The organism is Ureibacillus massiliensis 4400831 = CIP 108448 = CCUG 49529 (assembly GCF_000772965.1).
Taxonomy (GTDB): Bacteria; Bacillota; Bacilli; order Bacillales_A; family Planococcaceae; genus Ureibacillus; species Ureibacillus massiliensis.
Genome location: NZ_JPVQ01000003.1, coordinates 159,450 through 181,519, shown reverse-complemented (window position 1 = coordinate 181,519; position 22,070 = coordinate 159,450). Strand labels below are relative to the sequence as shown.

The 22,070-nt window shown below is 37.0% G+C and carries 21 protein-coding genes, 2 pseudogenes and 2 riboswitches; of the genes and pseudogenes, 8 read left to right on the top strand and 15 right to left on the bottom strand.

The genetic code is table 11. The features are described from left to right. Positions 1-2: 2 nt before the first annotated feature. Together CD30_RS03605 and CD30_RS03600 are read right to left on the bottom strand one after the other, a co-directional pair. Positions 3-1,742 (bottom strand): ABC transporter ATP-binding protein, encoded by a 1,740-nt coding sequence (locus tag CD30_RS03605; protein WP_036172526.1) that lies wholly within the window; start codon positions 1,740-1,742, stop codon positions 3-5. Between the two features lie 37 nt (positions 1,743-1,779). Beyond that, positions 1,780-2,133: a hypothetical protein gene (locus tag CD30_RS03600; RefSeq protein ID WP_235801995.1), complete on the bottom strand. Its 354-nt coding sequence runs from the start codon at positions 2,131-2,133 to the stop codon at positions 1,780-1,782. A 116-nt stretch (positions 2,134-2,249) separates the two neighbouring features. Here CD30_RS03600 and CD30_RS03595 point away from each other — a divergent pair, with 116 nt between their 5' ends. The 4 genes from CD30_RS03595 (at position 2,250) to CD30_RS03580 (ending at position 5,263) form a co-directional block, all read left to right on the top strand. Continuing rightward, positions 2,250-3,107, top strand: coding sequence for a carbon-nitrogen hydrolase family protein (locus CD30_RS03595; RefSeq protein WP_036172524.1), 858 nt, complete (start codon positions 2,250-2,252; stop codon positions 3,105-3,107). An 11-nt stretch (positions 3,108-3,118) separates the two neighbouring features. After that, entirely contained in the window at positions 3,119-3,781 is a 663-nt protein-coding gene (locus CD30_RS03590) for a GNAT family N-acetyltransferase (RefSeq protein ID WP_036172522.1), read from the top strand. 136 nt (positions 3,782-3,917) lie between these two features. Continuing rightward, positions 3,918-4,250 (top strand): ArsR/SmtB family transcription factor, encoded by a 333-nt coding sequence (locus CD30_RS03585; protein WP_088350700.1) that lies wholly within the window; start codon positions 3,918-3,920, stop codon positions 4,248-4,250. Positions 4,251-4,300: 50 nt separating this feature from the next. Next, positions 4,301-5,263, top strand: a complete 963-nt coding sequence (locus CD30_RS03580; RefSeq protein ID WP_036172518.1) for a cation diffusion facilitator family transporter — start codon at positions 4,301-4,303, stop codon at positions 5,261-5,263. A 65-nt stretch (positions 5,264-5,328) separates the two neighbouring features. Here CD30_RS03580 and CD30_RS03575 read toward each other — a convergent pair whose 3' ends face one another. Continuing rightward, positions 5,329-6,423 carry a PQQ-dependent sugar dehydrogenase gene (locus tag CD30_RS03575; protein WP_036172516.1) on the bottom strand — a complete coding sequence of 365 codons (1,095 nt, stop codon included), beginning with the start codon at positions 6,421-6,423 and terminating at the stop codon, positions 5,329-5,331. 201 nt (positions 6,424-6,624) lie between these two features. Beyond that, a complete protein-coding gene (gene nhaC / locus CD30_RS03570; RefSeq protein WP_036172514.1) occupies positions 6,625-8,010 on the bottom strand; it encodes a Na+/H+ antiporter NhaC in 1,386 nt (461 codons plus the stop codon). A gap of 302 nt (positions 8,011-8,312) precedes the next feature. On the opposite strand from nhaC, the pseudogene CD30_RS03565 reads away from it, so the two are divergent. From CD30_RS03565 to CD30_RS03555, 3 genes and pseudogenes are all read left to right on the top strand, one after another. Next, a pseudogene (locus CD30_RS03565) lies at positions 8,313-8,997 on the top strand (response regulator transcription factor). After that, positions 8,994-10,775, top strand: a complete 1,782-nt coding sequence (locus CD30_RS03560; RefSeq protein ID WP_036172512.1) for a HAMP domain-containing sensor histidine kinase — start codon at positions 8,994-8,996, stop codon at positions 10,773-10,775. Before CD30_RS03565 ends, CD30_RS03560 begins: the two are co-directional and overlap by 4 nt. Before the next feature lie 329 nt (positions 10,776-11,104). Further along, positions 11,105-11,791, top strand: a complete 687-nt coding sequence (locus CD30_RS03555; RefSeq protein ID WP_036172510.1) for an N-acetylmuramoyl-L-alanine amidase family protein — start codon at positions 11,105-11,107, stop codon at positions 11,789-11,791. 178 nt (positions 11,792-11,969) lie between these two features. Here CD30_RS03555 and CD30_RS03550 read toward each other — a convergent pair whose 3' ends face one another. From CD30_RS03550 to thiM, 4 genes are read right to left on the bottom strand one after another with little or no spacing between them, the layout of a single operon-like run. Next, positions 11,970-12,731 carry a 3-oxoacyl-ACP reductase gene (locus CD30_RS03550; RefSeq protein ID WP_036172508.1) on the bottom strand — a complete coding sequence of 254 codons (762 nt, stop codon included), beginning with the start codon at positions 12,729-12,731 and terminating at the stop codon, positions 11,970-11,972. After that, the gene (gene thiE / locus CD30_RS03545) at positions 12,718-13,353 is read right to left on the bottom strand and encodes a thiamine phosphate synthase (protein WP_141096030.1); all 636 of its coding nucleotides are present in this window, start codon (positions 13,351-13,353) and stop codon (positions 12,718-12,720) included. Before thiE ends, CD30_RS03550 begins: the two co-directional genes overlap by 14 nt. Beyond that, a complete protein-coding gene (thiD, locus tag CD30_RS03540; RefSeq protein ID WP_036172506.1) occupies positions 13,343-14,158 on the bottom strand; it encodes a bifunctional hydroxymethylpyrimidine kinase/phosphomethylpyrimidine kinase in 816 nt (271 codons plus the stop codon). The genes thiE and thiD overlap by 11 nt, the downstream gene beginning before the upstream one ends. Beyond that, positions 14,155-14,898 carry a hydroxyethylthiazole kinase gene (gene thiM / locus CD30_RS03535; RefSeq protein WP_170933636.1) on the bottom strand — a complete coding sequence of 248 codons (744 nt, stop codon included), beginning with the start codon at positions 14,896-14,898 and terminating at the stop codon, positions 14,155-14,157. Before thiM ends, thiD begins: the two co-directional genes overlap by 4 nt. Before the next feature lie 122 nt (positions 14,899-15,020). Beyond that, positions 15,021-15,120, bottom strand: a riboswitch (TPP riboswitch). Positions 15,121-15,174: 54 nt separating this feature from the next. Beyond that, a riboswitch (TPP riboswitch) is annotated at positions 15,175-15,274 on the bottom strand. A 261-nt stretch (positions 15,275-15,535) separates the two neighbouring features. Here thiM and CD30_RS03530 point away from each other — a divergent pair. Next, complete coding sequence (locus CD30_RS03530; protein WP_036172502.1) at positions 15,536-17,014, top strand: aldehyde dehydrogenase family protein; 1,479 nt, start codon at positions 15,536-15,538, stop codon at positions 17,012-17,014. Positions 17,015-17,124: 110 nt separating this feature from the next. Here CD30_RS03530 and CD30_RS03525 read toward each other — a convergent pair. From CD30_RS03525 to CD30_RS03495, 7 genes and pseudogenes are all read right to left on the bottom strand, one after another. Then, positions 17,125-17,385, bottom strand: a pseudogene (locus CD30_RS03525) (transposase); the annotation flags it as partial. Between the two features lie 339 nt (positions 17,386-17,724). Then, complete coding sequence (gene rpsI, locus CD30_RS03520; protein WP_036172498.1) at positions 17,725-18,117, bottom strand: 30S ribosomal protein S9; 393 nt, start codon at positions 18,115-18,117, stop codon at positions 17,725-17,727. A gap of 22 nt (positions 18,118-18,139) precedes the next feature. Beyond that, positions 18,140-18,577, bottom strand: coding sequence for a 50S ribosomal protein L13 (gene rplM, locus CD30_RS03515; RefSeq protein ID WP_036172497.1), 438 nt, complete (start codon positions 18,575-18,577; stop codon positions 18,140-18,142). Between the two features lie 211 nt (positions 18,578-18,788). Further along, on the bottom strand, positions 18,789-19,529 hold the full coding sequence (gene truA / locus CD30_RS03510; RefSeq protein WP_036172495.1) for a tRNA pseudouridine(38-40) synthase TruA: 741 nt from the start codon (positions 19,527-19,529) through the stop codon (positions 18,789-18,791). A gap of 14 nt (positions 19,530-19,543) precedes the next feature. Beyond that, positions 19,544-20,341 (bottom strand): energy-coupling factor transporter transmembrane component T family protein, encoded by a 798-nt coding sequence (locus tag CD30_RS03505; RefSeq protein WP_036172493.1) that lies wholly within the window; start codon positions 20,339-20,341, stop codon positions 19,544-19,546. Continuing rightward, positions 20,338-21,210: an energy-coupling factor ABC transporter ATP-binding protein gene (locus CD30_RS03500; protein WP_036172491.1), complete on the bottom strand. Its 873-nt coding sequence runs from the start codon at positions 21,208-21,210 to the stop codon at positions 20,338-20,340. The genes CD30_RS03505 and CD30_RS03500 overlap by 4 nt, the downstream gene beginning before the upstream one ends. After that, positions 21,186-22,031: an energy-coupling factor ABC transporter ATP-binding protein gene (locus CD30_RS03495; protein ID WP_036172489.1), complete on the bottom strand. Its 846-nt coding sequence runs from the start codon at positions 22,029-22,031 to the stop codon at positions 21,186-21,188. Before CD30_RS03495 ends, CD30_RS03500 begins: the two co-directional genes overlap by 25 nt. Positions 22,032-22,070: the final 39 nt, after the last annotated feature.

The following is a 22,070-nucleotide window of genomic DNA, read 5'->3' as shown; positions in this document are numbered from 1 at the left end:
ATTTATTCACTTAACACACCCCCTTTTACAATTTGTGTTTCAACAATTTCTTGGTACGTTTTATTTCCCCGCAATAGTTCCTCATGTGTTCCAAGTCCAACTATATAACCATCGTCCAACACTATTATTTGGTCTGCATGGCGAATGGAGGAAACCTTTGATGACACGATAAACTTGGTAGTATCCTCGAAGTTTTCCTTGATCGCTTTTTGGATGTTTTTTTCGGAAATACTATCAACTGCAGATGTTGTATCATCCAAAATTAAGATCGATGGCTTTCTAACAAAGGCACGAGCCATTGCAAGCCGCTGCTTTTGTCCCCCGGATAAATTCGTTGCTCCTTGAGAAACAATATGTTTTTCTTTCGCATCAAGCTTCTCAACAAATTCATAGGCTTGAGATGATTGTAAAGCTTCTATTATTTCTTCAAAGGTTGCATCTTCTTTTCCGTATTTCACATTATCTTCAATTGATTTTGAAAATAGTGTTGCTCGTTGTGGCGCAAAGGCAATGGACTCGCGCAATGTTTGTAAGTCTAATTGTTTAATTGGAATTCCATCTATTTTGATTTCACCTTCTGTTACATCAAATAATCGGGGAATTAATTTTACAATCGTCGATTTCCCACTACCTGTTGCACCGATAATGCCGATTGTTTCTCCTGAACGAGCTTTGAATGAAATATTTTTTAGAACAGGTTCATTTTCTTCGATATAAGTAAAGCTGACTTGATCAAATTCTACTTCACCTTTTAGAGTCGCTTTCATAGCATTTTCATTTGATTTAATATCAGGTGTCTCCTCTAGTACATCTACAATACGCTTTGCACTTGGTAACGCGCGTGCGATTTGCATTAATACCGCAGACGAGCTCATTAACCCGCCCATCACCATCATTAAATAGTTGATAAATGCTATGATAACGCCTACTTGAATCGTGCCGTTCTCTACTTTAATTGCTCCTAGCCATAGTGCTAAGATAATCCCTATATTCACAACAAACATTGTTAAAGGACCTAGTATCCCAATAATTTGATCCGCTCGAATATTTCTTTTCATCAGGGATCCGTTGACCGCAGTAAATTGGTCAACTTGATGGTTTTTACGATTATAAGCTTTGATTACTCGAATACCAGCTAAGTTTTCCTGTACCTTCGTGTTTACTTGATCGATGGCTTCTTGCACTTTTAAAAATAGTTTCCCCGATATTTTCGTAAAGAAAAATATGGAGAAGGCTAAAATTGGAACGACAAACAATAATACCGGAAACAATTCACGTGCAGTAAAGAAGATAATAATAATGGCGCCGATAAATGTTAAAGGTCCGCGCACAAATATTTTTAACAGCATCATAAGTGCCCGTTGTATCATTTCCACATCGCTTGTAATGTTCGTGATTAATTTGCCAAGGGTAAAATGATCTTTATTTCGATTTGAGAAATAGGTAATTGTTTGATATAAATCTTTTCTTATATCTGTTGCAAAATTTACAGACGCTTTTGTTGTATAAATTGAACAGCCTACCCCGCCTACTAAACCGAGAATAGCGCATAGTATCATCAGACCAAACATTGTCACGACATACGGACTATCATTATTGGCGATGCCATCATCAATGATATGTTTCATAATGGTTGGTTGCAGTAAATCCATCGCAACTTCTAATATCATTAAGATTGGCGCAATAATTGCAAATAACAAATAGGGCTTTATATATTTTTTTAACCTTGATATCGCATGCATTCTAACCTCTCTCTTTCTGAATATCTAGGAAATCTAGCTACTCCTCATGCATTTCTAAAGATAGTTCATCTAATTCAAAAGCAGCCTTAAAATCGTCCATAATGGATTCCGTTGCTTTCAGTTCTCCTGCTATAACTGTTTGAATCGATTGGTATTCTGGGGATGCTAATTGTTTTTTTAACGTGTCTCTTTTTACCATTAACTTTTCATAAAAAGCTAATGCTCTACCACGTCTAAAGGTTTTAGCACTATTCCTTCCATTCTCTCGTCTATCGGACATCTTTCTTCGATTCGAGCGGTGTCCTTCATGTAAATGAATGTTTTGTTCTTTTTCCATAACCATCACCTCTTGCATACAATTGTATACGTTTGTATACGTTCGTTCAATCATTTTTATTTTCCCTTCGATTGTTGAAGAATTCCATCGCTATTTTGCAAAATACTTCTTAATATGCACAAAGTTTTTTATAATGGCTATAATAAAAATTTATTTAAAGAGGGGTTTCTATGAAATTACGAGTTTCTGCAGTCCAATATCATTTGCATACGATTGATAATTTCGAGGATTTTGCAAATCAGTGCGAGCATTATATAAAAGCAGCACTTGAATTCGATACAGAATTTATTCTCTTCCCTGAGTTTTTCACAACACAACTGTTATCTATTAAGGGAGAGAATGGGGAAGCTTTAACGATTAATGACTTACCGAATTTTACGAAAGAATATCTTGAAGCTTTTACATCCTTCGCAAAAAAATACAACGTCCATATTATCGCAGGGACTCATGTTGTAAATGTTGATGGTAAACTTCGAAATACAGCCCATTTATTTTATCCAGATGGCAAAGTAGTAACCCAAGCAAAGCTTCATATTACCCCAACGGAAGTTCATGAATGGAACATGTCAGCCGGAGAAGGTTTGGAAGTGTTTGATACAGAAAAAGGAAGAATTGCAATTTTAACTTGCTATGACATTGAATTCCCTGAAATTGTTCGTATGGCTAAAGCAAAAGGTGCAGATGTTATTTTCTGCCCATCTTGCACAGATGATCGTCATGGCTTCCATCGAGTTCGATATACAAGTCATGCCCGCGCAATTGAAAATCAACTATATGTTGTCTTAACAGGAACGGTTGGCGCATTGCCAACAGTGGACTTTATGCGTGCTAATTTCGGTCAGGCTGCAATTATTACACCAAACGATATCCCATTCCCTCCTAAAGGTCTTCTTGTAGAAGGGGAAATTAACAATGACATGATCGTTACAGCTGATTTAGACTTGGAATTACTGTATAAAGTACGGGAAAAAGGCTCTGTGACAACTTGGAGAGACAGACGAACTGATTTATATACTGACTGGGAATAAGGAGGTTCTTCATGTATCGTAGTGAGCAATTGTTATTTCAAAACGGAAAACCCGTTCCAATTATTATTCGGAATTATGAATCGAAGGATTTTGATGAATTAATCGACATTCAAGCGGAATGTTTTCCCCCTCCATTTCCTTCCGAGCTTTGGTGGAATAAAGAACAATTAATGAATCATGTATCGCTTTTTCCAGACGGTGCCCTTTGCATCGAGATTGATGGTAAGGTTGTCAGCTCTTTAACTGGCGTTTGTGTTCAATTTAATCCCGCTCACGCTAATCATACATGGGCTGAAATGACTGACGATGGTTATATTTCAAATCACGATCCTAATGGTAACACTCTTTATATTGTTGATATAAGTGTACGACCTGCTTATCGTTCATTTGGTCTTGGAAAAATCATGATGCAATCGATGTACCATGTAGTCATTGAAAAAGGTTTGGAACGTTTACTCGGTGGCGGTCGAATGCCTGGCTATCGTAAGTATGCAACTACACTTACAGCAAATGAATATGTAGATCATGTAATAAACGGAAAGATTCATGATCCTGTCATTTCATTTTTATTGCGTTGTGGAAGAAAGCCTATTGCGGTAGTTGAAAATTATTTAGAAGATGAAGAATCTTTAAACTATGGCGTATTAATGGAATGGAGAAATCCGTTTAAATAATTTTAAAGTACTTTTCCTTATTAAAAGGAGAAGTACTTTTTTGATTGTATTGACATATTCTGAAAATTAGCATATAAATGATATATGAACATATGCTCATATATAAAAATAAATTCTCGTAAAGGTGTTGTTAATGATGAGTCCACATGATAAAGATATTGTACTTCAAGAGTTAGACCACGATTTGGATGAAGAAACACTGTTTATTGTTTCACAAACCTTTAAAGCTTTAAGTGATCCAACTCGCATACGAATCCTTCACTTCTTATGTAGTGATGAGCATTCCGTTAATGATATTGCACAACACTTGAATTTAAGTCAGTCTACCGTTTCGCATCAATTACGCTTTTTAAAAAATCTACGATTAGTCAAGTTTAGACGTGAAGGTACAACACTTTATTATTCAAAAGACGATGACCACATTATGAATCTGTTAAAGCAAGCCATTGATCATGCTGCTCATAATTAGCTTTAATATTACGAAGATATATATTTTCTTAAAGAATAGGGGGATTTCAGATGGCCTCTCATCATAGTCATGACCATCACCATCATCATAGCCATAGTTCTAATAAAAAGGTATTGCTCATTTCCTTTATTATTATTACTTCATACATGATAGTGGAAGCTGTTGGGGGATTTATAACGAACAGTTTAGCGCTAATTTCTGACGCTGGACATATGCTTAGTGATTCTGTGGCTTTAGGAATTGCATTAGCGGCGCTTATTTTAGGGGAAAAAGCTGCGAACCAAAGTAAAACTTACGGCTATAAAAGATTTGAAGTTTTAGCAGCCGCCTTAAACGGCATTACATTGATATTAATAGCACTCTATATTTTCTATGAAGCGATTGAGCGTTTTGCCAATCCACCAGAAGTCGCAACTACTGGCATGCTCATCATCAGTTGTATCGGTTTATTGGTGAATATTTTAGTTGCTTGGATCATGATGCGTGGTGGCGATACAGAAGAAAATTTAAATATGCGCGGGGCTTTTTTACATGTGCTTAGTGATATGCTAGGTTCGGTAGGAGCAATTGTCGCTGCGTTATTGATGATTTTCTTTGGATTTGGTTGGGCAGATCCATTGGCGAGTGTGCTCGTTGCTCTACTTGTTTTACGCAGTGGCTTTTATGTAACAAAGTCTTCAATCCATGTTTTAATGGAAGGAACACCTAATAACACAAATGTAGATGAAGTGATTGGCATTCTTCAGCAAGCAAAGGGAATCCATAGTATTCACGACCTACATATTTGGAGCATTACAAGCGGTCTAAACGCTTTGTCCTGTCACGCTGTTGTTGACGATGGGATGACTATCTCTGAAAGTGAATCGATGCTTCGTAAGATTGAACACGATCTTTACCATCATGGCATCTCCCATGTAACAATCCAGCTTGAAACGACATCTCATCAACATGACGAATCTATTCTTTGTCAAATCAAAGGAGACCAAGGTGGACATCATCATCACCATCATTAAAATATAGGAGCCCCATTTCATGAAATGCACGAAATATAGTAGTATTCACGGGATGAGGCTCTTTATTATTTAAGCTGGGAAAAAGATATTTTGTACAATTTATCATCATTTGGCTGAGGATTTCCGCGCCCATCAGTATTATTTGTTACAAAGTAAAGCATTTCACCTTCAATGTAAACATCACGAATGCGACCAAGGCCTGTAATGACTTCACGATATTCCTTTTTCTCTATATCAAACGCCAGTAAAGCCGTTCCTCTTAATGCCGCAACATATAGTTTGCCATCATAAAAGTCCATTCCAGACGGTGCCCATGTTGTGTCGTTACCTGAAGTAAAGATAGGTGTCATCATTCCTTCCTGACTTACATTCCCTTCAATAACTGGCCACCCATAATTTTGACCTGGTTCGATTCTATTTATCTCATCATTACGATTATTTCCATGTTCACTCGCATACATAGTGCCATCCGGTGCCCATACTATTCCTTGTGAGTTTCGATGGCCATAGCTATATACATACGAATTTTGAAATGGATTATCATTTGGAATAGATCCATCTAGATTTAATCTTAATATTTTCCCTGCTAATGCGTTTTTATCTTGTGCAAGGGATGGTTCCGTTGCATCTCCTGCTGTCGCATAAAGCTTATTATCTGGTCCAATTTCTAATCTTCCTCCATGGTGTACCCTACCGCTTGGAATTTTATCTAAAAGCACACTGTCTTCATTCCAAGTATTCTCTTTAAGTATTAGCTTCACAATTCTGTTAAACTGGCCAGAACTATCCTCATAAGTGTAATAAGCATAGGCTAAATTAGAATTTTCAAAGTCTGGATCAAGGACAAACCCTAATAAACCACCTTCGTTTGCTTGTGAAAGTTCTTTTTCTAGTTCGACATTTTTTCTTTCAACTTGTCCATTTTCTATTTTCACTATATTTCCTTGTCTTTCGGTTATATAAAAGGTTTCTCCTATTTTTTCAATAGCCCAAGGCGTTTTTAGATTAGATGCTACGGCTTCTAATTCACTATTATAAACTTGAGATACTTCAATGATTGGATTGTCATCTTGATTGTGTGTAATCACCTCAGGCTTTGATGGGAAGCAACCCGAAATCATTAAGAGCGACAATAATAAACTTGCAGAGATTTTTTTCAATTGGTTCATCTCCCATTAAAATACAATTTAAGCATTATTATTCCCCCATCTTGTTACTTACAAACTTTCTAATTGAAAAAAATGCATGGCTTATTCTCATACCTAGATTTAGCTCATTTAATCTTAAAATAATCGTCTACAAAAGAAAAAACATCTAGCACCAGTTTGATGCTAGATGAATTCGTTAAGGACAACTTAATATCAATCTTCTTTTGTATAGGTAAGTGTTACATTCAACCATCCAAAAAGAATCGTTAGAATTGGACAGATGAGACAGAACAATGTATATGGTAAATATTCTAAAGTGGAAACCTCTAAAGTTGAGGCAATGAATAGTCCACAAACGCTCCACGGAACTAGCGGATTCACAACAGTCCCTGCATCTTCCATTACACGAGATAAATTTTTAGGATGCAAGGAAAGCTCGCGAAATTTCTCTTTAAACGCCTCACCAGTTAATAAAATCGATAAATATTGTTCGCCCACCAATGTGTTTATACTAATGGCTGTTAGTGCAGAGCCCGTAATAACGGAACCGACACTGTTAAGAATGGTAGATACTTTTGATAATAAAGTTTGGATAATCCCAAGCGCAAATAGTAACCCGCCCATGCTCAAAGATAGGATGACTAGGAAAATAGTAAAGAACATACTACTAACCCCACCACGAGTAAGAAGCTCATCAATACTTTCAATCCCTACAGTCGATACATATCCACTATATAATACTTTAAATAAACCTGTCAGTGAGAGTGATGCATGGAAATAGGAAATTACAATACCACTTATTGCACTGATAGCTAACGTGATAAATGCTGGGATTTTAAATAATGTGCAAGCAATTAATATGATCAATGGCAACAATGCATAACCGTGTACTAAATTTGTCGTTAATAATCCCGTTTTATATTCATTAATAATGGATGTATCTATTACTTCAATGGATGGTGATAAGGCAGCGTAAAAAATCAGCGTAATGATAAATGCTGGAATTGTGGTCCATCCCATATTTTTTATATGTTCAAATAAATCGACATTCACTGTCCCAGCTGCTAATGTCGTCGTATCTGAAAGAGGTGACATTTTATCACCAAAGAAGGCGCCTGATACAATTGCACCTGCTGTTATAGCAATTGAAATATCTAAAGCGCTGGCTATACCTATAAAGGCTACCCCAACGGTTGCAACGGTAGTAAGAGAGCTCCCAATAACTATTCCGATAATACCCGTTACAATAAAAACAATGGCAAAGAAAAAGCTAGGGGAAACAAAGGAAAAACCATAGTATAAAAGGGTTGGTATTGTCCCTCCGATAATCCAGCCACTTATTAATAATCCGATTAAAATAAAAATATAAACGGCACCCATCCCTGCACTTGCTCCAGCACTCATGCTCGATTGCAAATCAGCAAAAGGAACTTTTTTTAACAACCCATAGGTGATTAATAAAAAGATAGAAAAAATAATTGGAATATGTGGTGTTGCACCAAATTTACTTATTGATATCGAAATAATAAAAATAATTGCCACTACTAATAAAACCGATTCGAAAAAGCTAGGCTTTGTTTTTTGTTCAATCGAAAACATTGTTAATTCTCCTATTATCAATATTCTAAAATAAAGCTCTAATTCCTTATCGAGGCAATTGAGCTCACATCAATTAATCTGTCGCTTCAACGCGTTGAAGTACTAAAACATCATACCACAGAATTTTTAAGTTTCTCTGAATATAGATAATTTTAAATTATTAGATTTTTCAATATAGAAATACTAAAAATACCGATTCCTTTAGAGGGATAAAAGAAATTAGGCGCCCATCTTTATCTCATCTTTACATGGTTATGATATCCTTTCAAAGTACTACCTTTAAAGCATTGTGAGGGAGAAAAATGCAAAAAACGATTTTAATTGTTGAAGATGAAGACATTTTACGGGAAATAGTAAAAGATTATTTATTGAATGAAGGATACGAAGTATTAGAAGCTATTGATGGTAATGAAGCTTTAACAATATTTGAAAAATATGAAGTACATTTAATTATTCTAGATATTATGTTGCCAGGGTTAGATGGATGGTCCGTATGTCGCCGTATTCGTAAATTATCTAATGTACCTATTATTATGTTGACTGCCCGCGCGGATGAGGATGACACACTACTAGGTTTCGAATTAGGAGCCGATGATTATGTGACAAAGCCATACAGTCCGCCGATTTTAATGGCTAGAGTAAAAAGATTAATCGATAGTCGATATTCCATTAAAGACAATCAGTCGAATGAAGAGACCTTAGCAAGTCGCGGTATCCATGTCCATATCCCTTCACGTACAGTAACAGTTGATGGAGAGAATTTAAGTTTGACACACAGAGTTTGAAATTTTAACCTACTTAATGCAAAATCAAGGGATTATTATAACACGGGAGCAAATGATTACTAAAATTTGGGGTTATGAGTTTGCTGGTGATGATCGCACTGTTAATAGTCATATTCGTAATCTACGTCATAAATTAGATAATCACGCGAATAGAATTGTAACTGTTATTCGATCTGGTTATAAATTTGAGGGTAAGGCATGAAGCGAGGAATTGTATCAAAATTATTTATACTAACAACTTTATTATGTATGCTCATTTTGGCAACTATTTTTATTGGACAAACTATTTTTTTCAAACAATTTTATGCAAGTCAAAAAGTAGAGGATATCAATGCGAGTATTCAATCCTTTAAGACAGCTTATCTAGAGGCGAAAGAGGATCTATCAACAATCCAAAAGCTAGAGCATAATTTTTACCAAGAGAATCAGTCATGGATTACAGCATTAGATAGTGCGGGAAATATTAAATATGCAAATGATTTTTCGTTAGAAATTCATTTAGATTCTTCTCAAAATAAGGATTTTTCAAATCTTGTGGTGAACGTCCCGTTGAATAGCCTTACTAGTTTAGAAGATGTGGAAAGGCTTAAGTTTGATTTAGATAAGGGAAATCCTGTGTTAATTGATGGTGTAATAATAGATAATACATTGGTTCCTACGATTTTAACTTTAGAGGATAAGAATTTTGTTTTAGAGAATCGGCAACTATCAGAAAGGTTATATGGAAACAAAGCTGCAACAGAGACTTACCCAAAAGGCGGCTCGCAGATTTTTGTAAAGGGTGTCATTCAGGAATTACGATTACCAGTTGGAACTTTCGGTTCTGACATCTATACAAATCGTGTGTTTATAGATAGAATAAAACAGTTTCAAGTAAACCTCTTAATGAATGAAAATCATCATGACTATACTGAAGCTATGGACTATGAAGAAAATAATATTAAATACAAAATATTTATTAGCCCCATGAAAGATACGACAGGTGAAACAATTTATATTTTTGTTATGACCTCATTACAGCCCGTTGATGAAGCTGTACAAATGATACAGGATTATTATGCTTACGTCATTTTATTTGTGCTTCTTCTTATTGTTTTGGTGTCATTTTATTATTCAAAAAAAATTGCTAAACCTTTGTTACAAATAAATGAAACGACAAATAAGATGGCTAACTTGGATTTTTCAGAGACAATACCTGTTACATCAAAAGATGAAATTGGTACTTTATCAGACAATATCAATACACTTTCCAACACCTTGCATTCGTATATTAACCAATTGCAACAGGACATAGAAAAAGAAAAACAATTAGAAACTACTCGAAAAGAATTCATTTCAGGCGTTTCGCATGAATTAAAGACTCCTCTAAGTATTATGAAGAGCTGCATCTCAATTTTGGAAGATGGTGTGGCTAGTCATAAAAGAGATTATTATTTTAAAGCAATGGCAAAAGAAGTAGATAAAATGGATATGCTTATTGTTGATATGCTCGATTTAGCAAAATTCGAGTCTGGTACGTTTAAAATGGAAATGGATGTCTTTTATATAGATCAGGTGATTGAGTATATATGTGAACAATTAGCTTTAGAAATAACGAATAAGCAATTACATGTTCACAAACAGCTTTCTCATACGAAGGTCGTTGCAAATCAGCATCGAATTGAACAAGTTATTACGAACTTTATTACCAATGCGATTCGTTACACTCCAGAAAATAATAGGATTTTAATTTCCACAATGGAAGAAAATGATCGTATAAAGGTATGTGTAGAAAATAAAGGAGCTCATATTGCACAGGAACATTTAGAAAAAATATGGGATCGTTTTTATCGTGGTGATATGTCTCGACAGCGTTCAAAAGGTGGCACGGGATTAGGCCTTGCTATTTCTAAAAATATATTAGAACTACATGGTGTTCAGTATGGTGTAATGAATACAATGGATGGTGTGCTGTTTTACTTCTATTTAAATAAGTCGTAATACTTTTCACCAAATTTTAATGCATAGAAAAATATATATTTTAGTTGAGCTATCCAAAGGACCTTTCTGCAAAAGGTGTTTTACGGATAGCTTTTTTGTTTACCTACTCATGAACCATCTCTATTAGAATTCAATCTAACGTTATCTTTATATCTGGATTTACTTTTTAGTATTTTTTAAATGATATCGATATTATCTTTACCTAATCTTTATCTCTCTCTAATAATCTTTAAATAGTTTGAAGGGATTGAAATAGAAAAATAGATTATCTATGCGATTTTAGTCTATAGCAAGCCAAAAGGTATAGAAATTTAGAGAGAAGGTAGAAGATGAAAAAACAAATATTATTCGTTATATTGATCATCGTTTCAATTTGCATATTATCTGCTTACGTTAATACCAATGAAGTTAGCACTGGCGAGAGCTATAAAGAACATACCCCGATTTTAAAAGTTGTGATTGATGCAGGTCATGGTGGTCAAGATGTTGGAGCAATAGGAGATAGTGGACAATATGAAAAAAATTTCACTTTAAGTGTAGCTAAGAAAGTTGTAAACCTTTTAGAACAGGAACCTCAAATTCAGGTTTATATGACGAGAGCAGATGATAGCTTTATCTCACAAGAAAGTCGATATCGGCCTAAGTACGCCAATAAACTAAACGCAGATTTATTTATCTCTATTCACGGAAACACCTTTTCTGACTCCAATGTTTCCGGCACTGAAACGTTTTATTATCACGAGAACTCTCAAACTTTTGCTAAAGCAATACAAAAACATGTAGCTGAAGCGACTGGATTTAAAGATAGGGGGACAACGAAGAAAGATTTATTCGTTGTAAAGGATACAAAAATGCCATCAGCTCTAATAGAGGTTGGGTATTTGACTAACCCTCAGGACGAGTCTAAGATGTGGACTGATGATTTTCAAAACCGTGTCGCCGCTTCAATTGTTGAAGGTATTAAGGACTACCGAGCTGAATTGGAAAAACAGGGTCAAGGCATTTGGTTTTTTTAAAGACATAATCATACCCCATCCATTCATACAAAATTTTATGTGGAGCTTATTTATATCTCGGTATCAAGTTTCATTTTACTTGAACTATCCATTGAACCCCTCCTCCGTACTTATATTATCTGTATTTCATTAATACGGAGGAAGCTCAAAATTGTTTTAGTATTTCGGTTGAATTTTCCTAATCCATTACCAGACCACCATCGACAACGAGGTTTTGACCTGTAATTGCTCGTCCCCAGGGAGATGCAAAAAATAAGGCAACATCCGCTAATTCCCGTGGTGTTGTAACTCTTTGTAAGGGAGTAGAGGCTTCAATAATTTGAAAAACTTCTTCTGTTGTAACTTTACTTGCATCTGTTTGCTTTAATAGTCCACCAGACATCATATTAACCGTAATACCATAAGTACCCAATTCTTTGGCCATATTACGAGTTAAGCCAAGTAATGCCGCTTTAGCTGTTGTATATTCGTGATAGGCAACAACAGGATTTTGAAAAAGATTCGTACCAATATTAACGATCCGCCCAAAGCCCATTTCTTTCATGTCATTTAAGCACGCCTGGATGCTGTTTAGAGAACCTTGAATCGTTCCTTCAAATTGTTTGTTATAATCAGCCCAGCTAAGCTCAAACGCGTTCTTTTGCGTATTTGGATTAAACTCAAAATCGATTAATGCATTATTTACAACTGTTGTAACAGGGGTTTCAAAATATTGCTTTGCCGCTTCAACCACTTGAATCACTTCTTGTTTGTTGCGTATATCCGCTTGTAAAGCAATGACCTTATCCCCTAGTTCTTTGGCTAAGCTTTGTGCTTTTTCCCGACTTTTATAATAGTTAATAATGACATTGGCACCTTCACTTGCAAAGGCTCTTACAAGCTCCTCCCCTACACCTCTACTTGCCCCTGTTATTAACACCGTTTGTTCATGTAGCTCCATTTCCATTCCCCCTAAGTTTCTGTACGGTTTTCTCTATATTCAAGCTTTCACAGATAACAGAAATGACAGAGACGCCATCTGCACCAGCAGATCGTACTTCTGCTGCATTTTTTTCATTGATGCCACCAATGCCGACAATCGGAAACCCCGGATACTGGCTTCGTGCTTTACGTAAAAAATGTAATCCTGCAGGTGGTCTAGCATCGCTCTTGGATTTTGTCTGATAAATGGGACCGATGCCAACATAATCTGCACCGCTTTGTACAGCCAGAGCCATTTCATGCTCATTATGTACCGAAACACCAATGATTTTATCCTTCGCATATGCCCTGAATTCGGTAATCGCTGCATCCTCTTGCCCAACATGAATCCCGTCAGCATCCAGCTTTAATGCCAAAGCAACATCATCGTTCACGATAAACGGCACACCATACTTCCTGCAAAGCTTTTGACATGACCGCGCAAATGCTTCATAGTCTTCACCGGTTAAACAGCCTTCTCCCTTTTCACGGAATTGAAAGCAAGTTATCCCTGCTTGCAACGCCTTTTCAAGAATTACTAACGGCTGTGCGCTATTTGCCGTTCCCATAATAAAATACACGTTCAAGTCATTACGATTCATGGACAGTTACCTCACATTGCCCGAATGCTTTTTTATATGCGAAATGATTCGTTGGTCCATGCCCATTGCCGATGGATAACGGTGTTAAAATGGCCAGCTGGATGAATTTCTTCGCTTCAATAATCGCCTCTTCTACCGACAATCCCTTTGCCAAATTAGCTGTAATCGCCGCCGAGAATGTACACCCCGTACCATGTGTATTCTTTGTTTCTACACGTGGGGTTTTCATAGTAAAGTAGCCGCCTCTCCAATAAACTATATCCTTTGAAAATTCACCTTGTAAGTGACCGCCCTTCATCACCACATACTGTACACCCATTGCCAATATTTTTTTCGCAGCCTGTTTAATATCACTTTCATTGTTTATCGTCATCCCAGTAAGAACCTCTGCTTCGGGAATATTCGGTGTACAAATAGTTGTTATTGGAAGCAGCTTTGTTTTTAATGCCTCCACTGCGGCTTCCTGCAATAAACTTTCACCGCCTTTTGCTATCATGACAGGATCAACGACAAGGGGGATGCTTTGCATTTTCATGCCTTCTGCCACTACGTTAATGAGCTCTGCCGAAAAAAGCATGCCTGTTTTAATGGCTCGTACATCAATATCCGACAGTACAGCATCGATTTGCTGCTTCAAAAATTCAGGTGTTACATCAAAAATGCCATGTACACCAAGTGTGTTTTGTGCTGTAAGTGCCGTCATCGCCGTTGTGCCAAATACCCCAAGTTCTTGAAAGGTTTTAATATCAGCTTGAATTCCTGCTCCTCCACCAGAGTCAGAACCTGCAATTGTTAAAGCAATCATCGCCATTCCTCCGCAATTTTCTGTAATGCGTTGATAAACTCGACTTGGAATGCTCCTAACACTTTTCCACTTTGCTCACCGGCTTCTTTATATTGCTTTAATGTTGCAGCCAAGTCCTGCATCGGCTGCTCGCTGCATGCTAAAACTGCTGCACAAATCGCGCTTAATAAACAGCCAGCACCCGTTATTCGTGTTGCCAAAATATTGCCGCCATGCACTTCGATCACGTCTTGCCCATCTGTCACAATATCCGTTGCGCCTGTTACCACGACGATACATTGATATTTCTTTGCCACTTCTTTTGCTACATGCATTGTATCCATCTCGCCATCCCCACTATCAACGCCGCGCGATGCCCAGGAAACTCCGTAAATCGAAGCAAGTTCTCCTTCATTACAGCGAAGTACATCGATTTTTACCTGTTCAAGAATTTGTGCAACAGCATTTTTTCGATAAGCTGTTGCGCCAACTCCTACAGGATCCAACACAACCGGTACTCCGCATTGATTGGCCTTTTTCCCTGCAACCAGCATTGCATCATGAGTGCGACTATTCACTGTGCCAATATTTAATAGCAGTCCGCCTGCTATCGATACCATATCTGCAACTTCTTCTACTTCGTCTGCCATTACTGGAGATGCACCAATAGCCAATAACCCATTCGCTGTAAAATTCGCTACTACATAGTTGGTAATACAATGAACAAGGGGTTTATTTTGATTAATTTTTGCTAGCATAATGCATCACCTCCTAGTAGAATTATTTCATTTTGAATTTCTTCACGAAATAACATGTTCTTCTCCTCCTTATTTATGGAGAGCAAAAAGCCCCTACTTTGAAAGTAGAGGCTAAAAAAGGTTGGATTACACCCTTCATTGCTCCCTACGTCAGTGTTAACTGTCAGGTTCTAAGGGTCAGGTTTTAACCTTCTCAACACAAATTGTGTCCCCCCGCAATGTTAAAGTAATTTTGCAAAAGAAAAGCCCTCCAAAAAAAGGAGAGCATACAAGCACACATGTAAATTGTACGTTGCTCCCTACGCCCGTATTAACGGATCAGGTTCTAAGGGTCAGGTTTTACCTTCTCAACACCGATCGTGTCCCCCTGCAAAACATTTAACTAATTTCTATATTACACCAAATAATTGAAAAATCTAGGCCTTCTTCGAAATACAAGTGTTAAGCAATGCGCTTGAATAGGTAAATATGAGGAACGTACCAACTTTCACTTTGTAAAATTTTGCTATATCAATCAGTATGAATGTATTTAATTTTATATAAGCCTATTTAAGGTATGAGCAACTTTCTTGATTAAGTAATTTAATAGAATTATTATTCTAGCTGTAAGCGAAGTTTATTAATTATGGAGGAATCATCTATGTCTAAAGAACCTATTTCAGTCAACGCCATTATTAATGGCGAGAAAATACAAACAGATAAAAAAATTACGCGCGAAAATCCAACACACCCTGAGCAGATTGTTGGTTACGCTCCAAATAATACGAGAGAAGAAACAATCCAAGCAATTGATGCAGCCTATGAAGCCTTTAAAACTTGGAAATGGAGTGATGTTGACGATCGTATTGCAAGAATGAATCGTGCCATTCAAAAAATTAAAGATCAACTGCCAGAAATTGCAGAATTATTATCTCGTGAACATGGTAAAGCACTCTATGATGCACAAGGAGAAATTGCGATTTCTCTAATGTGGATGGAATTTGCCGTTGAAAATGTGAAAAAAGCTACTTCACCTGAAGAATTAAACCATGAAAACGGTCGAACAATCATCTCACATGACCCGATTGGTGTAGTATCAGCTATCACACCTTGGAACTATCCAATTTCTCTATCTACTATAAAAATTGCACCTGCTCTATTAACAGGGAATACAATGGTACTAAAACCAAGCCCATTTGCACCTTTAGCGGTAAGTCTTGTAACTGAGATCATCGCGGACGAGTTCCCAGCAGGCGTATTGAATCTTGTAAACGGTGACGCAGAAGTTGGGGTTGAGCTTACATCCAATCCAAAAATTGCGAAAATCGCCTTTACAGGTGGGACAAATACAGCGAAACATATCATGAAAGCTGCATCCGACACAATTAAAAATATGACGTTAGAGCTTGGCGGCAATGACGCAGCCATCGTTCTGGAAGACTTTGATGTAAATGACGAACGCGCATTACGCCGTATGGTTATTTCAAACTTCTTAACAGCCGGACAAATTTGCATGATTGCTAAACGTGTCTATGTTCACCGTTCAATCTATGATGCGTTTGTTGAAAAATACATTGAAGCAGCCAACAAATGGATTAAAGTTGGCGATCCATTCCACCCTGACGTTACAGTTGGTCCAGTGAATAACAAAGCCCAAGTAAACTATGTGAACAGTTTAGTGGAAGATGCAAAAAATAAAGGGGCAAAAATCATTCCATTAGGAACAATTCTAAACCCTGAATTAATGGATAACGGATACTTCCTGCAACCAACACTTGTATTAGGTGCAGATGTTCATGATCGCGTGGTAGTAGAAGAACAATTCGGTCCAACTGTTCCGATTCTTCCATTCGATGATGAAGAAGAAGTGATTAACCTGCATAACGAAAGTATCTATGGTTTAACAAGCTCAGTATGGGGCGAAGAAGAACACGCGCTTAAAGTAGCGCGCCGCATTGAAGCTGGTACAACTATGATCAACACTGCTGCAGTGCAAGGATTAGACGTTCACTTCCCATTCGGTGGAGTGAAACAATCAGGCGTTGGACGTGAATATGGATTAGATGGGATTAAATCTTATACAGAAACTCATGTCATCAATGTGCCAACTATGAAGGAATTACCTTATATTCCGGAATAAAATTTCATTCTAACTAATAACAAGAAACCTTATTTGCATAAATAAGCCCAAACTGTAGATCAACTCACATTTTAGAGTTTGATCTGACCCAAAAAAGTTAGACAAATAATTTAAGCAGCTTCTAAGATCTGAGTCCGGTATTGTATTGGACTTAGATCTTTTAACTTTGTCTTCATGCGTTTGTGATTATAGTAATAAATATAGGCATCCAATTCTTCTTCAAAGTGCTCTATACTTTTAAATTCCTGCAGGTAAAGCAACTCAGACTTTAATAAGCCAAAGAAATTTTCAATGACGGCGTTGTCTAAACAATTTCCCTTACGGGACATACTTTGCCTTATGCCATGCTCTTTTAATGTTCTTTGATATCTTAAAATTTAAGATGGCGGAAAAACTATGAAACTTGAAGGTTCGGATATAATTAATTATCTTAATATGTCATCTAAAAAAACATTTACACTATATTACTCTTGTAGTGCAACAGGAGTAATTTCTGCTGGATAACAATGATAAAAAAAGGGCTGTCCAAAAAGTCCCCAAATTATAAACAGGTGAATGGGAAATTTGTTTTTCTCATTCACCTATTTTCTATTTTCTTCGTTTTTTAGTGAAAGTAGCAAGTGGATGCCTGCTACTTTCAGGGAATTGTGGGCTATATATAACAAAATCCCACAACCGCAATGGCTGTGGGATTTTTGAAAACGTAAAAATTAACGTTTTGAGAACTGAGGTGCACGACGCGCGCCTTTAAGACCGTATTTTTTACGTTCTTTCATACGTGGGTCACGTGTTAATAATCCAGCAGATTTTAAAGCTGGACGGAAATCTGGGTCAACTTGTAATAATGCACGAGCGATACCATGACGGATAGCGCCTGCTTGACCTGTGAATCCTCCACCGTTTACGTTTACAAATACATCATAACTACCTTTAGTTTGTGTAGCTTCTAATGGTTGGTTAATGATTAAGTGTAAAGTTTCGAATGGTAAATATTCTTCGATACTACGGTTGTTGATAACAATTTTGCCTTCGCCTGGTACTAAACGTACACGAGCTACTGAGCTTTTACGACGACCTGTGCCGATATATTGAACTTGTGCCAAGGGTAAATCCTCCTCTTATTAATTATCCGCGAAGCTGATAGCTTTCTGGTTTTTGTGCAGCATGTGGATGTTCTGTTCCAGTGTAAACATTTAGTTTACCAAACATTTTACGACCTAAAGAGTTTTTAGGAAGCATCCCTTTAACTGCTAATTCGATCATTCTTGTTGGGTATTTTTCTAACATTTCGCCTGCAGTACGAGTTTTTAAACCTCCTGCAAACATTGTGTGATGGCGATATAATTTACCTTCTAATTTGTTACCTGTTAAGTGAATTTTATCAGCATTGATAACAATTACATAATCACCAGTGTCTACGTTTGGTGTGAAAGTTGGTTTATGTTTACCGCGTAAGATAGAAGCTACTTCAGAAGCTAAACGTCCAAGAGTTTGGCCTTCTGCGTCAACTACTAACCATTTACGCTCTACTTCATGACCTTTAGCCAGGAATGTTGTACGCATTTATATGTCCTCCTAATCGATTCGATTACCGTTATTTTTCATTATATACACTTAATAAGTTTCGGGGCTTATTTGTGGTTGGTAATGAAAATACCATATGTCATAATATAATATTTAGCGAAATAAGTCAAGAGAAAAATGTACACCTGGTAAAGTTGTTTCTACATTTTAGTATAAATTTTCTCGAACTTCCCTGTATGAAATTTATCCCTTAATAATATACCTTCTCTAAATATAATCCATAGGGTGGAGCTGTTTTCCCTGCCTTATTACGATCCATAGACTCGATTACGGCTTTTAAATTACTTGGGTCACGTTTTCCTATGCCGACTTCCCAAAGTGTCCCTGCAATGATCCTAACCATGTTATATAGAAACCCGTTTCCTTCGATGACCATATGAAGTTCCTCTTGATGCCATTCTAATTCAAGAGAGTGTATGGTGCGAACTTTATCAACAACACTTGTATTAGCTGCACAGAAGCATGAAAAATCATGTGTACCTAATATATGATTTGCAGCATCCTTCATTTTATTAGTATCGGGTTTAACTCCATTTGTATCGATTGTATAGTTTCTTCTAAATGGACTTTGAACATCCTCGCAATTCCAAATATATCGATACCTTTTGCCTTTAACGCTGAATCGTGCATGGAAGTCACTTGATACCTCTTCCACTTCTAAAACACGAATATCGCGTGGCAATTGAACATTTAATGCTTTTTGATAACGTTCTACCGGTATGGATAAATTTGTATCAAAATGAATGACTTGTCCTGTTGCATGTACCTTCGAATCAGTTCGACCGCTTGCAGTCACTCGAATCATTTGACCTTTATGCATTTTCGTTAACACATTTTCTAATTCAAGCTGTACTGTCCGCTCTCCTGGCTGAACCTGATAGCCTGAAAAACTTGTCCCATCATAACTAATCGTCGCTTTTAAACGGCGCAAAGCATTCACCTCTTTTAGTCACGCAAGAATATTAGAAGAGCCGTTAGCACTACTAATATTAAAATACTTACTGTATCGCGCCAGTCCCATTTAAGTTTTCGATAACGTGTACGTCCTTCTCCGCCTCGATATCCACGTACCTCCATTGCAGTAGCTAAATCCTCAGCACGTTTAAAGGCACTAACAAACAACGGTACTAGTAAAGGAACTACAGCCTTTATACGATCCTTAAGTGGTCCAGCACTTAAATCCGATCCACGAGCCATTTGTGCCTTCATGATTTTATCTGTCTCATCCATTAACGTTGGGATGAATCGAAGAGCAATAGACATCATTAATGCCAATTCATGTACAGGCAGTTTAATCTTTTTCAAAGGATTTAACAATACTTCCAATCCGTCTGTAATCGAAATTGGGGAAGTAGTTAATGTTAATATCGAAGTTATAAATACTAATACAACAAATCGAATGGAAATAAAAATCCCTTGTCGTAACCCTTCCTCATACACTTGGAAGAATCCAAGCTCAAAAATAATATTACCCTCTCTTGTGAAGAAGATATGAATGAGGAATGTAAATACTAATAATATCAGTACTGGTTTTAACCCATTAATTAAAAAATATAAACGAATACGTGACATTAATATAACAAATAGCGTAAAGACTAATAAAAGTACGTATGTGACAGTATTATTAGCAATAAAAACAATGACTATATAGGCAAAAACAAAAATCAATTTCGAACGGGGATCTAGCAAATGGACGAACGAGTCGCCCGGGATATACCGACCGAAGATCATTTTCTCCATCATTGCTGATCACGCCCTTTCTTAAGAGCATGGGCAATTTCTGTTGCCAGTTCCTCTTCTGTTAAACATACTTTAGAAAGTGTTGTACCTATCATCTTCTCGATTTTATGTTGGAATTTCACAATACGTGGTAATTCTAATCGATAGCTTTCTAATGTTTCTGCATCTGCAAAAATTTCTCGAGGTGCACCAGTCAATACACAACGGCCTTCATGCATGATAGCAAGATTATCTGCATAGCGAGCTGCATCTTCCATGCTATGCGTCACAAGTATTGTTGTAAGACCTTGTTCCTTATGTAGCTCATAGAACATGTCCATAATTTCTTTTTGTCCCCGTGGATCAAGGCCAGCTGTTGGCTCGTCCAAAACAATTACTTCAGGCTCCATTGCAAGTACACCAGCGATTGCAACTCTTCGCATTTGACCACCAGATAAATCAAAGGGAGATTTATCTAAAACTGTTTCTGGTAATCCTACTAGTTGAATTAGTTCCCTTGCTCTTTTTTCAGCTTCTTCCTCTGAAACACCAAAATTCATAGGGCCAAACATAATATCCTTTAATACTGTTTCTTCAAACAATTGGTGCTCAGGAAACTGAAAAACAATCCCTACCTTTTGACGTATTGGCTTTAAGTCCTTTGCTTTTTTCCCAGCAACAATTACACGTCCACCTAGATGGACTTCACCTTTAGAAGGCTTAAGAAGCCCGTTAAAATGCTGTAATATAGTTGATTTACCCGAACCTGTGTGTCCTATAATGGCCTGATATGTTTTACTTGGTATTTCTAAATCTACATCAAATAAGGCATATTTCTCAAATGGTGTTCCTATTGAATATGCGTAGCTTACTTGTTGAAGTTTGATGTCCATAGATCATTCACCAGCTCTTCTTCTGTCATATGTTCTCCGACTAATTCAACACCATTTGATTTTAGTAATTTCGTCATTCTCATAGCAAATGGTAATTCAAGTCCAAATTCTATTAGCTTATCGCCTAATGCAAAGATCTCTTCTGGAGTCCCCTCTGCATATTTTTTCCCGTCGTTCATAAACAGAATGCGATCAGCTAGCAATGCTTCTTCCACATCATGTGTAATGGACAACACTGTAAGTCCGATATCTTCACGTAATGTACTTACCGTCTGTAATACCTCGTCACGCCCTTGAGGATCAAGCATCGCCGTAGCTTCGTCTAATATCAATATTTTAGGTCGCATTGCAAGTGCACCTGCAATAGCAACTCGTTGTTTTTGACCACCCGACAGATGGTGTGGCTCATGATTTAAAAACTTGTCCATTTTCACTTGTTTTAAAGAATGATGAACACGTTCCACCATATCTTCATAGGGTACGCCATTATTCTCTAAAGCAAATGCAACATCGTCCTGTACGGTAGCTCCTACAAACTGATTATCTGGATTTTGAAAAACCATTCCGATTTGGGAGCGTGTTTCCCACAAATTCTCTTCTGTTAATACATTGCTCATCACACGTACTTCGCCTTCTTGTGGGAAAAGTAGACCTGAAATAATTTTGACCATCGTAGACTTACCTGATCCATTATGTCCAACGATTGAAATCCATTCTCCTTCGTTTATGGAAAATGATACGTTTTGGACGGCTTTACGTGCATCTTCTTTCTCAGGTGTATATGTAAAACTTACATTATTAAACGATAAAATTTCTCGCACCTTCAAAACTCCTCTCAACTTGCTCAACTACTAAATTAC